Origin of the sequence: Virgisporangium aurantiacum (assembly GCF_016863635.1) — a bacterium.
Lineage (GTDB): Bacteria > Actinomycetota > Actinomycetes > Mycobacteriales > Micromonosporaceae > Virgisporangium > Virgisporangium aurantiacum.
Genome location: NZ_BOPG01000029.1, coordinates 77080 through 90648, shown reverse-complemented (window position 1 = coordinate 90648; position 13569 = coordinate 77080). Strand labels below are relative to the sequence as shown.

The 13569-nt window shown below is 72.3% G+C and carries 12 protein-coding genes; 4 read left to right on the top strand and 8 right to left on the bottom strand.

The annotated features are described in order from the left end of the window. Nucleotides 1-44 precede the first annotated feature (44 nt). The gene (locus Vau01_RS23415) at nt 45-1028 is read left to right on the top strand and encodes a DUF5937 family protein (RefSeq protein ID WP_203996329.1); all 984 of its coding nucleotides are present in this window, start codon (nt 45-47) and stop codon (nt 1026-1028) included. Here the strand turns inward: Vau01_RS23415 and Vau01_RS23410 are convergent. Next, nucleotides 1025-1846, bottom strand: a complete 822-nt coding sequence (locus Vau01_RS23410; protein ID WP_203996327.1) for a HEAT repeat domain-containing protein — start codon at nt 1844-1846, stop codon at nt 1025-1027. The two genes, Vau01_RS23415 and Vau01_RS23410, sit on opposite strands and share 4 nt — an antisense overlap. 63 nt (nt 1847-1909) lie before the next feature. Beyond that, nucleotides 1910-2779, bottom strand: coding sequence for a hypothetical protein (locus tag Vau01_RS23405; RefSeq protein WP_203996320.1), 870 nt, complete (start codon nt 2777-2779; stop codon nt 1910-1912). A gap of 151 nt (nt 2780-2930) precedes the next feature. On the opposite strand from Vau01_RS23405, the gene Vau01_RS23400 reads away from it, so the two are divergent. Beyond that, nucleotides 2931-5516: an ATP-binding protein gene (locus tag Vau01_RS23400; protein WP_239151796.1), complete on the top strand. Its 2586-nt coding sequence runs from the start codon at nt 2931-2933 to the stop codon at nt 5514-5516. A 30-nt stretch (nt 5517-5546) separates the two neighbouring features. On the opposite strand, the gene Vau01_RS23395 is transcribed toward Vau01_RS23400, so the two are convergent. Further along, nucleotides 5547-6182: a hypothetical protein gene (locus tag Vau01_RS23395; RefSeq protein ID WP_203996318.1), complete on the bottom strand. Its 636-nt coding sequence runs from the start codon at nt 6180-6182 to the stop codon at nt 5547-5549. Between the two features lie 296 nt (nt 6183-6478). Between Vau01_RS23395 and Vau01_RS23390 the strand changes: the two genes are divergently transcribed. Next, nucleotides 6479-7576 (top strand): hypothetical protein, encoded by a 1098-nt coding sequence (locus tag Vau01_RS23390; RefSeq protein WP_203996317.1) that lies wholly within the window; start codon nt 6479-6481, stop codon nt 7574-7576. A gap of 2 nt (nt 7577-7578) precedes the next feature. Beyond that, on the top strand, nt 7579-9339 hold the full coding sequence (locus Vau01_RS23385; protein ID WP_203996316.1) for an asparagine synthetase B family protein: 1761 nt from the start codon (nt 7579-7581) through the stop codon (nt 9337-9339). A gap of 1 nt (nt 9340) precedes the next feature. On the opposite strand, the gene Vau01_RS23380 is transcribed toward Vau01_RS23385, so the two are convergent. From Vau01_RS23380 to acpS, 5 genes are read right to left on the bottom strand one after another with little or no spacing between them, the layout of a single operon-like run. After that, on the bottom strand, nt 9341-9949 hold the full coding sequence (locus Vau01_RS23380; protein ID WP_203996315.1) for an acyltransferase: 609 nt from the start codon (nt 9947-9949) through the stop codon (nt 9341-9343). A gap of 5 nt (nt 9950-9954) precedes the next feature. Then, nucleotides 9955-10965 (bottom strand): NAD(+) synthase, encoded by a 1011-nt coding sequence (gene nadE / locus Vau01_RS23375; protein WP_203996314.1) that lies wholly within the window; start codon nt 10963-10965, stop codon nt 9955-9957. Beyond that, a complete protein-coding gene (gene asnB / locus Vau01_RS23370) occupies nt 10962-12950 on the bottom strand; it encodes an asparagine synthase (glutamine-hydrolyzing) (RefSeq protein ID WP_203996313.1) in 1989 nt (662 codons plus the stop codon). Before asnB ends, nadE begins: the two co-directional genes overlap by 4 nt. Beyond that, nucleotides 12950-13156 (bottom strand): hypothetical protein, encoded by a 207-nt coding sequence (locus tag Vau01_RS23365; RefSeq protein ID WP_203996312.1) that lies wholly within the window; start codon nt 13154-13156, stop codon nt 12950-12952. The genes asnB and Vau01_RS23365 overlap by 1 nt, the downstream gene beginning before the upstream one ends. Then, nucleotides 13149-13565, bottom strand: coding sequence for a holo-ACP synthase (gene acpS / locus Vau01_RS23360; RefSeq protein ID WP_203996311.1), 417 nt, complete (start codon nt 13563-13565; stop codon nt 13149-13151). The genes Vau01_RS23365 and acpS overlap by 8 nt, the downstream gene beginning before the upstream one ends. Nucleotides 13566-13569: the final 4 nt, after the last annotated feature.

Below are 13569 nucleotides of genomic sequence, written 5' to 3'. Positions count from 1 at the left end.
ACCGACGGCGACACCATGTAGCCGTGCGCTAAATAATGGGACGCGTGCCGCTCACCCTCGATCTCAGCGTCTCCGATCTCGCCGGGACGCGGTTCGCCGTGTCGCCCATGTCGGAGACCATCTCCGGGCTCCAGCAGCTAGGCGACCGGGGACGGCAGGCGGTCAACCTGCGCTGGATCCGGTGGGCCACCGACGAACTGGCCGTGCGACCGCTGGCCCTCGCCCGCACGTGGCCGCTGATCGTCCACGACCGGCCGGGCTGGCCGCAGTTCCTCCTGCCCGCCCCGGCCGGTGCGGGCACGACGATCGACGACGACCTCGCGGCGATGCGGCGCACCACCGCGCGCCAGGTCCGCGCGAGCCTGCGACGGGTGTTCGGCGACGACCCGCCGCCCGGCACGGCCGACCTCGCCGCGCGGCCGGCCGCCGGGCTGCGCGCGATCGCCGCCGAACTGCGGGAGGCGCACGACCGGCTGATCGCGCCGCACTGGCCGCGGATCCGGGCCGTTCTCGACGCCGACATCGCCTACCGCGCGAGGCAACTGGCCGCGGGCGGGGCGGCGCGGCTGTTCGCCGACCTGCATCCCGATCTGCACTGGCACGACGGGCGGCTGACGATCGCGCGCTGGCCGGGCCGGGACCGCGTCGTCACGGCGCCCGGTGGGCTGGTGCTGCTGCCCGTCGTCCTCGGTCCGCCGTGGGTGATGGTCAAGCAGCACACGACGACGCGGACGACGCTGCGCTACCCGGCCCGCGGCGTCGGTACATTGTGGACGGTCGGCACCCGGCCCGCGCCGGGCAGCACGGTGCGGCTGCTCGGCCGTCCCCGCGCCCAGCTACTGGAGGCCCTGCGGTCACCGGCGACCACCACCGACCTCGCCCGCGCACTCGGGGTGTCGCCGAGTGCGGTGTCGCAGCATCTGCGGGTCCTGAAGAACAGCGGCCTGGTGGCCGCGGACCGCACCGGACGCGGCGTGCTCTACCTGACGACGGACCTCGGCTCGGCCCTTCTCGACGGCGTGATCTAGCGCGGGTCCGTCATGTACCCGGCGAGGTGTTCCCGCGCCTCCTCGAGCAACGCGGCCGACTCGCCCGACGGGTCGTCGGCGGGGTTCGCCGGCGCGGCGAGGGCGGCGCGCAGCGGCTCGACCGCGCGGGGGTCCTCGAGGGCGGCCAGTGCCCGGAGCGCCTCGCCGCGGGTGACCGGGTCGGTGTCGTCGGTGCGGGCGAGCAGGGCCTCCCGCACCTCCGGCGTGTCCCGGCCGGTCTGGTACAGGCCGAAACAGGACCAGTCGCGGATCCTCCTCGCCGGGTCGGCGGTCATTTCGATCAGGTGGGCCAGCGCGGCGTCGTCCTCGTCGGCGAAGTGGGTGAGGGACTGCACCACCATCCACCGCACCTCGACGTCGGGGTGCTCGCGGTGCCGGGCGATCGGGCCGACGGCGTGCGGATCGCCGAGATGGCCGAGCGCGCCGATGACGGAGGGCAGCACGGTCTCGTCGGTCTCGTCGGCGATGACGTCGAGCAGCAGAGTGATCGACGCCGCGCGGAACGGCCGCTGTTCGACCGGGACGCTCGCGGTCTCCTCGGCGGACGTCACCGTGACCGCGCCCAACTGCGCCAGGATGTCGGCGCCCAGCGCCCGCCGCGCCGGTTCGTCGCTCCGGCAGAGCGCCCGGGCCGCGTCGAACGTCTCCCGGTCGCCGCGCAGGTGCAGGAAGCTGACGTACTGCCACCCGTCGTCGGGGCCGGCGGTGAGCGCGGCCGAGACCACCTCGCCGACCGGGAGGTCACGCAACGGGATCTCGCCGTCGTCGGTGACGACGGTGGCGGTGAACCAGGTCACCCTTCCATTGTCCGCCGGACGGGCGCCGCGCGACGATGCGCGGCGCCCGGTGGAGCTACGTCCTTACTGCCGGGACGGCATGCAGTTCGCGACGGACACGACCTTCGTTCCGGGGACCGCCTGGCTGTCGGGTGTGCCGCCGACGTCCCAGACGTGCAGGCTGAGCAGATCCGGCTGCTCCGACACGAAGGTCTCCCCGGGCGACTCGGTGCCGTCGGGCTTCGACAGGTACGGGCCACCGGCGATGGCGAAGAAGCCGCTCGGGCACTCGACCCGCACGAGCGCGGACTCGCCCCGTGGCGGGACCCGGTGGTTCTGCTTCACGAACCCGCCCTGCGCCGGCGCGCACATGGTCCTGATCTCGAACCTGTCACCGGCATTGGCGGTCTGGGCGCCGAACGTCCAGCCCCGGCCGTTCTCGGAGCCGGACGGCGCGTTGGACACCATCCTGGACGCGTCGGTGCTCGTCGACCCGTCGGGCCGGACGAAGCGGCCACCACCGGCGAAGCTGATGAAACCCAGCGGGCAGAAGATCGCCCCCGTGCGCAGGGTGTTGGCGGGACCGGCCGGGAACAGCTGCGAGATGGGGAACATGCCCGGGATCGAGCCGACCGGCAGGCAGGTGGCCCGGACGAACATGAAGTTGAACGGATGGCCGCTGATGATCCGACCGACCACCTCGACCGTCCGCTGATCCGGCTGTGTCGACAGGGACCCGAGGAACCCCGAATCGGCCTGGGCGTTGATGACGAACGTGTTCTCGGGGCACGAGACCGTGCCCCGCACGGTGGAGCCCGTGGCTCCCGAGATCGTCCTCTCCTCCACGTCGAGGGCCCCGATGGGTACGCTCGCCGCGGCCGGGCCGGCGGGTAGTTGGAACAGCGCCGCCGTGGCGAGCAATACCACCACGGCGGCCGATCTGAGTGTTTGCACGGTGCTTCTTCCTTCCGTCGGAAACGAATGTGCCGGAGAAAGTTCTACGGGCGGCCGCCCACCGGGCGCATCGGCGACGGACTACCGAACCGTGCGGCGCATTACCGACTTAAGCGACCGGCGATCTACCGTCTCCGGCCAGAATGGCGGCGTGGGCAGGACGATCCTGGAACGCGACGACGAACTGGCCGCCCTCGCCGAAGCCTCCCGTGACGCCGCACAGGGAGCCGGTTGCGTGCTGCTCGTCTGCGGCGAGGCCGGTATCGGGAAGTCGAGTCTGGTCGAGGCGGTCCGGGGTGTGCTGCCGGCGGAGACGCGTCTCCTCGTCGGCTACTGCGACGACCTCGCCACGCCGCGGGTGCTTGGTCCGCTGCGCGACCTCATCGGCGCCGTCGGGCCGGCGCTGACCGCCGCGTTGCGGCGCGGTGACCGCGGCGAGGTGCTGGAGGCGCTGCGCGAGGAGTTCGGGTGGGCGAACCAGCCGACGGTGCTCGTGGTCGAAGACGTGCACTGGGCCGACGAGGCGACCCTCGACGTCCTGCGCTACCTGGTGCGCCGCGCCGCGCGGCTGCCGCTGGTGCTGGTGCTGACCTACCGCGACGACGAACTGCGCCCCGACCACCCGCTCCGGCACCTGCTCGGGCTGGCGTCCCGGTCGAGCCGGATACGCCGGCTGCGCCTGGCCCGGCTGACCGTCTCGGCGGTACGCCGGCTGAGCGCCGCGACGGGCGCCGACGCCGACGAGGTGTTCGCCGTCACCGCCGGCAACCCGTACTTCGTCGCCGAGATCCTCGCCGCCGGCGACGTGACCGCGGTGCCGACGACGATCGCCGACGCGGTACAGGCCAAGCTGGCGCAGCTCGACCCGGCCACGACCGACGCCCTGGAACATCTCGCCGTGGTCCCGTCGACGGTGCGGCGGTGGCTCGTGGAGGCGTTGGTCGGGGCAGGTCCGGCGGTGCTCGCCCCGGCCGAGGAGCACGGCCTGCTCACGGTCACACCGGAGCAGGTGAGCTTCCGCCACGAACTGACCCGCCGCGCGATCGCGGACTCGATGCCGGCCACCCGCCGGATGGCGGCGAACCGCCGGGTGCTCGCCGCGATCCTGGCCCGGCCCGGTATCGACGTGTCGCGGGTGGTGCACCACGCGGCGCAGGCCGGCGACTCCGACGTGGTCGTCGTGTACGGGCCGGTCGCGGCCCGGGAGGCGGCGGCCGCCGGTGCGCACCGGGAGGCGGTGGCGCACCTGCGGTTGGTGCTCGACCAGCATCCCGTGCTCGATCGGGCGGCCGAGGCCGACCTGTGGGAGAGTCTCGCCGTCGAGAGCTACACCATCAACGCGCCGGCCGGCGAGGTCCAGGCGGCGCAGCGGCGGGCGGTCGACCTGCGCCACGGCGGCGACCCGCGCGCCTACGGCGCGTCGTTGCGCTGGTTCTCGCGGATCTCCTGGTGGGCCGGGGATCCGGAGACCGGGAACGCCGCCGCCGACGAGGCCATCGCCGTCCTCACCACCACCGGCGACGACGACCTGCTGGCCATGGCGTTGAGCAACAAGTCGCAACTGCACGCACTGGCGGGACGCGACGCGGAGGCCATCGTCGCGGCGGAGCGGGCGATCGCGCTCGGGAAGGACAACCCGGCGACGCTGTCGCACGCGCTCAACAACCGGGGCATGGCGCTCCGGCGAATCGACGAGGCGGCCTCACTGTCCACATTGGAGCAGAGTCTCCGGGTCGCGCTCGCCGCCGACGAGACCGAGCACGCCTGCCGCGCGTACGTCAACCTCATCCTGCACGACCTCGAACTGCTGCGGCTCGACACCGCCGGGCGCCGCCTCGCCGACGGCATCGAGTTCGCCGAACGCACGGAGTTCCTGATGTACTGGCGGTACCTCCAGGTGGCGCTCGGCAGCGTGCACCTCGCCTCCGGCGACTGGGACGAGGCGGAGTCGGCCGCCGCGAACGCCCTCGACGCGTCGCCACCCGTGCGCTGCGCCGCGCTGACGGTGATCGGCCGTACGCGGCTGCGTCGCGGTGAACCGGGCGCGGTCGAGACGCTGCGCGCGGCCTGGCTCACGGCCGTCCCCCTCGGCGAGGCCCAGTGGCTCGGCCCGCCGGCCGCGGCACTGGCCGAGGCCGCGATGCTCACCGCCGCTGTCGGTGAGCGAGGCGCAACCGACGAGTTGGCCGAGGCCTACGAGCTTGCCCGTGGATTCGGCTCCGCCAGCGTCCGGGCCGAACTGGCGTATTGGCTGGGTCGGGCCGGACGCCCCGTCGACCGGCACGGCCTGACCCACCCGTACGCCCTGCTGGCCGATGGCCGCTGGCGCGACGCGGCCGAGGCCTGGCGCGTGGCCGGCTACCGCTACGAGTACGCGTTCGCCCTCACCGAAAGCCCGGACACCGACGACCACCTGACCGCCCTCGCCGTCCTCGAGACGCTCCGGGCCGAACCGTTGGCCCGGCTCGTCCGCGAACGGCTGCGGGAACAAGGCACCCGGATCCCGCGCGGTCCGACGCTCACCACCCGGGTCAACCCGGCCGGGCTGACCGGACGCCAGGCCGAGATCGTCCGGCTGCTCGCCCGCGGCCTGACCAACGCCGAGATCGCCGGCCGCCTCGTGGTGTCGGTGCGCACAGTGGACAGTCACGTCGCGGCGGCGATGACCAAGCTGCGCAGCCGCACCCGGAAGGAGGCCGTGGCCCGCGCCCGCGACCTCGGCCTCCTCACCGGCTGACGCAGCCCGGTCAGGACTTCGACACCGGCCCTAAGCCCGCCACCCGTCGACGATGCTCGCCAGTTCGAGGCCGACCCGCTCGGAGTCGGCGCGGATGCGCCGGACGATCTCGTTGTCGACCGTCCGGAACCGCAGCCACTCGTGGTGTCGCACCTGGGTGGCGAGGTCGAGAAGGAACCCCGAGGCGCTGGTCTTCTCGGCCAACCTGGCCGAACGGCCGGCCCGCGCTTCGGCCCGGCCGTAGATGGCGAACATGAGGTTGGCCGCGGTCGGGCGGATCGCCTTGGCATACTCGGCCCACGTGGCGAACGTGGTGAGGTCGAGCTCGTCGGAGAGGCCGCCGTAGGTCAGAACGACCCACGAGTCGTCACCGAGGTGCTCCGGGGCCTCCGGGTTCGACGGATCGAACGATCGCAACTCCGCCGCCACGGTGCGGCACTCGTCCTCGTCGACCGGTTGGCCCTCGGCCCGGGCCCACGCCAGTGCCAGCCCCGCCTCGATCGCCGGCCGGTAGGCCGCCCGGTGCGGATGCAACTCCACACTGCGTACGAAGGTCGCATAGCACCGCTGGAGGCTTCCCAATCCGATGAGCCGCTGCGCGTCGACCGGCAACCCGGCGATGCGCTCCGCAATGATCCTGGACAGGTCGAAACCGGGTGCTGTCACAGATCGGGACCTTACCTCGGGGGGTGTCGCACGAGTCGGTGGGCAACGGCGTGCGCGACCTCCCCGACCTGTTCGGCCGACTTCCGGCGCTCGCGGCGCTGTCCGTCGTGTGACGGTTGGCCACACGGTTGCTCGAGAGCACCGGAACGGCCATGCGTCGCGGGGCAGTCTTGGTCGCTCGGCCGACTGTCGGCTCCGCGTGGGCACTGTATGTTCGCGGGCGGCGCACCTGCAGCTGGCGACAAGAGATTGTCCGGTTCGGTCGTGAGCGACCGACCGGCATGGAGGGGGCAAGCGTGTTAGACGACGCGCAACCGTCGTCGGGACGGACGTTCTGGTCGCGGGGCAAGGTGGTGGCCGCCGCCGCTTCGGTCGCCGTCGTGGCGGTCGCGGTGACGGGCTACGGCGTCGTGCGGCTCAACACGACATCCGCCGACGCGTCGGCCGGCTCCCCCCGTGGCGCAGACTCGTCGACGGCCGGCGGCGCCGCGGCGCAGCCCGCCGGGAGCGACGCCAGCAGCGTCCCCAGCGTCTCGCCCAGCGCGTCGGCCAGCGCGCACCCCTCGTCCTCGGCCGCGGGTTCCCCGCGCTACAACGGCTACCCCGACGCCAGCAACACCGGCGTTCCGGCCGGCACCAAACTCTCGAACTACAGCGGGCCGTGCACCATCACCGTCACCGGCACGGTCGTCGAGGCGAAAACCGTCAACTGCGACACCTTCGAGGTGCGGGCCAGGAACGTCGTCATCCGCAAAAGCAAGATCAACGGCATTCTCGTGACCACCGAGCGTCAGTCGTTCTCGTTCACGCTCGAGGACTCCGAGGTCAACGCCGGCCTCGTCGGGCGCGCCGCGGTCGGCAGCACGAACATCACGATCCGGCGCTCGAACATCCACGGTGGACAGACGTCGGTGGCGTGCGCCGGCAACTGCGACATCCGCGACTCCTACCTGCACGGCCAGCAGATGCCGGCCGGCTCCGACTGGCACCTGGGCGCGTTCCTCGCCAACGACGTCTCGACCGACGGCAAGACGAATGCGACGCTGATCCACAACACGATCATCTGCGACAACCCCGGCAACGAGCAGGGCGGTGGCTGCTCCGGCGACATCAACCTCTACCCCGACTTCGGCCCGATCTCCAACATCACCCTGCGGGACAACCTGTTCGGCGCCAACGAAGGCATCTCGTACTGCGTCTACGGCGGCTCGTCGAAGAAGGAGTACGCCAGCGGCGTGAACACCATCGTCTTCGTGAACAACGTGGTCCAGCGCGGGAAGAACAAGAAGTGCGGTTACTGGGGTGCGGTGACGAGCTTCGACCCGTCGCGGCCCGGCAACCGGTGGGAGAACAACCGCTGGGACGACGGGACCCCTCTGCGGTCGGAGAACTGACGTTGAAGGCCTTCCTGGCCGTCACGTTCGGGCCCGACGCGGCCGACGCGGTGCGCCGGGTCGACCGGGATGCGGTGGCCTGCCTGCGCAGCGCCGCCGACGTCGACCCGGTGCTCGGTCACGCCGCCGACGGCTGGATCGCCTTCGCCGGCCCCGACGCGGGCGACGAGGTCGACCCCGGCGCCGCGTTCACGGTGCGGCTGGGCCGGGCCTCCCGCACCGGTACCGGCGACGTCGCCACGGCCGACCTGCCGCGGATGCTGACCGACGGCGGCGGGTCACTGACGGCGTTTCTTCCGCCGTTCGCGGCCGCACACCGCCCGGCGGCCGGCGCCCCGATCGTCGTCGCCGGTGACTGGCTCGGCTTCCATCAGCTGTACTGGTGGCGCGGACCCGGTGTCGCCGCCGTGTCCACCAGCGCCCGGGCCCTGTCGGTGCTCGCCGGCGGTGCGCTCGACCCGGTCGGCCTCGGCGCGCAGGCGCTGATCGGCTGGCAGGTCGGCGAGGCCACCATCTTCGCGGGCGTGCACACCTTCGCGCCGGCGACGATCGCCTCCCTGCACCGGGGCGTCCTGGAACTGCGCCGCTACGCCGAGGCGCCGGCCCGGCCCGCGACCGCGCCGTCGCTCGACAGCGCGGTCGAGGAAATGGCGGAGATCCTCTGCCGATGGGAGGCGGCCTACGTCGACGACCACCCCGACGCGATCCTCCAACTCACCGGCGGCCACGACTCGCGCATCCTGCTGGCGGCGATCCCGGAGAAGCAGCGGGCCGGGCTGCGGGCGCTGACCCTCGGCGACCCCGGCACCCCCGACGTCGTCATCGCCGCCCGGTTGGCCGCGCGCTTCGGCATGGTCCACGAGGTGCACCGACAGGACGAGCAGCTCCCGCCGACGCCCGCCGAGGCGCACACACTGACGCTGACCGCGGCCCGGGAACTGGAGTGCGCGGCGAGCCCGTTGGCCCTGGCACCGCTGCTGCTGGCCGAGGCCCGGCTGGAGCAGGGTCACCGCCTCGCCGGGCTGGGCGGCGAGGTCGCCCGGGGCTTCTACTACGCCGGGCAGCCCGCGGGCGCCACCACCTCGCCACAGCTCGTCGAGCGGCTGGCCCGGTGGCGGCTGTTCAGCAACGAGGCCGTCGAGGCCGAGGCGCTCGATCCGGCGTTCCTCACGCAGGCCCGCGAGACCACGACGGCGACGCTGCAGGGCCTCTTCGCGCCGGGCGACTGGCTGCGCGCCACCGACGACTTCTATCTCATGCACCGCATGCACCGCTGGGCCGGCGCGCACGGCACCGTCGCCGCGATCCGGCGCCACTACATCAACCCGATGTTCGACCGGCGCTTCATCGAGCTGGCGCTCGCCGTCGCGCCCGGGGACAAACGCGACTCCATGCTCCTCGGCCGGCTGATGCGCCGGCTCGACCCGGACCTGGCCCGCATCCCGCTCGACTCCGGCCTCGTGCCGGCCCGGCTCGCCGACCGCTCGACGCTCACCCGGCTGTCCACCCGCGCGGTCACCGCCCGCAAGATGGTGCGCAAGGTGCGTCAGCGCCTGACCCGGGGCCGGCGGGCACAGCTCGGAGCCGCCGAGACCGCCGCCCTGGTACTCGCGCACTGGCGGGCCGAGCCGGCGGCGTGCCGGGCGCTCTACGACGTGCCGGCGCTGCGCACCGAGTGGCTCGACGGGGTGCTCGCCGGCACCGTGCCCGCCCAGCCGACCACGGTGGCGTTCCTCGTCAACCTGCTCGGCGCGGCGCGGTAGGTCACTCCTCGGTCGGCTGGGCCTGAACCTGGCCCACCATGCGGGCGGGGACGCCGGCGTAGACGGCGAACGGGCGGCAGTCGCGCGTGACGACCGAGCCGGCGGAGACGATGGCTCCCTCGCCGACGGTCACCCCGGGAAGGACCATCGACCGCGCCCCCAGCCACGCCCGGTCCCCGATGACGACCTCCCGGCCGACCGGCTCGCCCTGCGGCCGACCGTCCGGACCGATGGGGTGGTCGCTGGTCACGATCGTCACGCCCATCCCCACCATCACGCCGCTGCCGAACGTCACCGTGGCCAGGCAGTCGAAGAAGCAGTCGACGTTGATGCTCGTGCCGGGTCCGATCGTGAGGTTCGAGGCCGGACCCCCGACGAAGAGGCCGGGCGCGATGCTGTTCATCTGCAGCCGCATGCCCGCCATGCGGTACAGGACGTAGCGCATGACGCGCGGCACCAGGCGGGCGCCCGCGAACCGGACGAGGTAGTAGTACCGCGCCGCCGTGACGAGGTCGTTGCGGGTCATGAGCACCGCGCGCGCGAGGGCGCTGCCGACGCTCTTCTGCTCTCCGCTGCGGCCGACGGCCACCGGACGTTGCAACAACGGCATTCCCGTCACCGATCCGTTCGGGTGTGGGCGATCTCGGGGACACCGGCCGCGAGTTCGGGCGCCAGATGCAGGTAGGCCGACGTCTGCCGCTTGCGGTCGATGTCCCGGTAGACCCGGACAACCTGCTCGCTGGTCAGGTCCGTGGCGGCGGCGACGTCGTCGATCGGCACGCCGTGGTTCTTGCCGAAGAGGCACAGGTCCATCCGCTGGTACGGCAGGGAGAAGTAGAACTCCTCCTGCGACTGCGGAAGGGAGTACGTGTCCGTCGTCGACGGCCGGGACCGGATCTCGTGCGGCACCCCGAGATGCTCGGCCAGCTGGTAGACCTGGGTCTTGTAGAGGTGGGCGATCGGCTTGACGTCGGCCGAGCCGTCACCGAGCTTGACGAAGAAGCCCTGGTCGTACTCCAGCCGGTTGGGCGTGCCGGAGACCGCGTAGTTCAACCGGTCGGCGTGGTAGTACTCCAGCATCTTGCGCACCCGTTGCTTGAAGTTCGTCGCGGCCACGATGCCGAGGTAGGACTCGGTGGTCAGCCGGTGCTTGGTCTGCACGCCGTCCGGCGACTCGACGACGACGGAGAAGAGGCGGAAGCTGTCGGAGTCGATCACGCTCGGCAGCACGATCTTCGACTTGTACCCGTCGCCGTATTCGGGACAGACCAGCCGGATGGCCTCGTCGCGCCGGCGGTAGCAGCCGGCGGCGTCGAGGATCTGCGAGATGTCCTCCAGCGCCGAGTTGATGCCGAGGGAGTCGGCCGCGAGGCGGCTGAGCATCAGCGTGTCCGACGACGAGTCACGCTCGGGCATGTGCAGGCCGAACACCCGCTGCTTGCCGATGGCCGCCACGCACAGGGCGGCCACCACACTGGAGTCGATGCCACCCGACAGCGCGACCACGATGCCGCGGCGCTTCGTCGCCGTCAGGTAGGACTTGAGACTGGCCGAGATCCGGCTGATCTCCTGCTCCGCGTCGATCCGCAGGCTCTGCGGCCCGAAGGATCGGTCTGGGATCGTCATGACGAGCCCTCCTTGGTGTCGTCCCGGGTCAGGTCGACGGCGACCTGGATTTCGGGCAGCGCGGCCCCGGCCGGCACACCCGCGATGAACGTCGCGTGGGTGAGCTGGGTGGAGACGACCGCCATGATGCGCATGCTGTCGGTGTTGGTCATGTTCTCGCCGCCGGCCCGCACGCCCTTCGCGATCAGCCGGGCGACCATCTCGGGCCGGAAGACGCCGGCGGCCCGGACGGCCCGCTCCGACGTGACGTCGTCGAACCACGCGGGCGTGCCGTCGGCGAAGAGGCTCGCCGCGTCGGGCGCCCGGTAGGGCTGTTTCGGGCGGCGCAGGATGCTCTTCGGGACCACGTCGGCGAAGGCCCGCTTCACCACGTACTTCTCCTCGAGGCCGAAGAGCTTGTGCCGGGCCGGGAGCGCGTTGGCGAACTCGACGACGTTGGCGTCAAGGAAGGGGAACCGACCCTCGACCGAGTGGGCCATGAGCATGCGGTCGCCCTGCGAGGCCAGGATGTAGCCGGGCAGGAGGGTGGCCATCTCCAGCCACTGGCCGCGCCCCAGCAGGTCCCAGTCCGCGCTTCCCGCCGGCATCGCGGCGACCAGGCCGGCCGGGTCCGCCACGGTGTTCGCCAACAGGTCCGGGGTCAGCATTCCCTTGAGGACCGCCGTGGAGTCCCAGCGGGGGCGGTGCGACAGCGCCGGGTCGGCCGGGTCGAGGTTGCGGCCGAAGAAGCTGCGGGCGAAGGCGGGCGTGCGGCTCGGCGACCGCACCAGCCACGGGTAGAGCAGCTCGGCCGCCCGCGCCCGCTTCGCCGAGTCCGGGTCCGACGCCCAGAACTGCCGGACCCGGGCCTCCCGGAAGATGTCGTATCCGCCGAAGACCTCGTCGGCGCCCTCGCCGGTCACCACCACCTTGTAGCCGTCGTCGCGGACCAGCTTCGACAACAGGAACAGGGGTGCGGGCGCCGCGCGCAGGATCGGCGTCTCGGTGTGCCGGATCACCTCGGGGAAGACCTCGGCGATCTCGGCCGGGCCGACGACGATCTCCCGGTGCTGCGTCCCGAGCACCGCCGTCATCTCTTTCTGGTACCGCCCCTCGTCGAACTCCGCACTGGAGAACCGCAGGGAGAACGTGTGCAGCGGGGCATCGGTGTAGCGGGCGACCAGCGCCGCCGTGATCGAGGAGTCCAGTCCGCCGGACAGGTACGCGCCCACCGGGACGTCGCTGCGCAGGAACCGCAGGCGGGCGGCCTCGACGAGCTTCTCCCGCAACGCCTCCGCGCTCTCCCTGATGTCCGGCCCCGGCCGCCCGCGGGTGGGGAAGTCGATGCTCCAGTAGGACGCAGTGCGGAACCCCTTGTCGTCGAGCACCGCGTAGTGCCCGGGCTCCAACTGCTCGACCCCCTGGAACACGGTTCGCGGGGCCACCGTCGACCAGTACGTCAGCACCTGGTCGAGCCCGGCCGGGTCGAACGACCGGTTCACGGACGGGTCCGCGAACAGCGCCTTCACCTCGGAGGCGAACCGCACCGCGCCGGGGGTGCGGACGAGGAAGAGCGGCCGGACGCCGAGGCGGTCACGGGACAGCACCAGCCGCCGCTCGCGACGGTCCCACAGGGCGAGCGCCCACTGCCCGTTGAACCGGCGGAAGCAGTCCGCACCCCACTGCTCCCAGGCGTGCACGACGACCTCGGTGTCGCTGGCCGTCCGGAAGGTGTGGCCGTGGCCGCGCAGCTCCTCGCGGAGCTCGACGTAGTTGAAGATCTCGCCGTTGAAGGTGACCCACAGCGTGCCGTCCTCGTTGCACAGCGGCTGCGCGCCGCCGGCGGCGTCGATGATGGCGAGGCGGACGTGCCCGAGCGCCGCGTGCCCGTCACGGAAGTACCCGCAGCCGTCCGGGCCCCGGTGCGTCAACTGGCCCATCATCCGCAGCAGCACGTCGCGGTCGGGAGGCGAGCCGAGGGACACCATCCCGGCGATGCCGCACATCAGCGACCGCCCTTACGCGCGAGCAGGTCGGCGACGGCGTCCGGGTCGGACAGGACCGCCAGGTCGATGTCGTCGTCGGAGAGCGGGACGCCGAGGACGTCCTCGAGCAGGATCGCCAGCCGGATCGCCTCCAGTTCCGGCTCGGTGTCCGGATCGCGCGTGGCCCGCCACTCGTCCAGGGCCTGTTCGGCCTGTTCCCTACTCACGGTCCCCACCTCTCGTCGGCCCCGCAGCCGAAGTCAGCGTCACCATGGCGATGGCCGTCGCGAATTCGTCGCTGTGGGACAACGAGATCCGCACCGCGTCGACGCCGGCCTTCCGCGCCGCCGTGAGCACACCACCGGACAACCGGACCACCGGCTTGCCCCCCGCCTCGTTCACGATCTCCACCGACCGCCACGGCAGCGGTCCTTCCCAGGCGAAGGGCAGCGCCTTCACGACAGCCTCCTTCGCCGCGAACCGGGCGGCGAAGTGCCGGCTCGGCACCGCCTTCGCCGTGCAGTACGCGATCTCGACCGGCGTGAACCACCGCTGCAGGAACGCGGACCCTCTGTCCCGGATCAACGCCGCGATCCGGGAGACCGCGACGATGTCCGTGCCGACGCCATCGCACACCGCC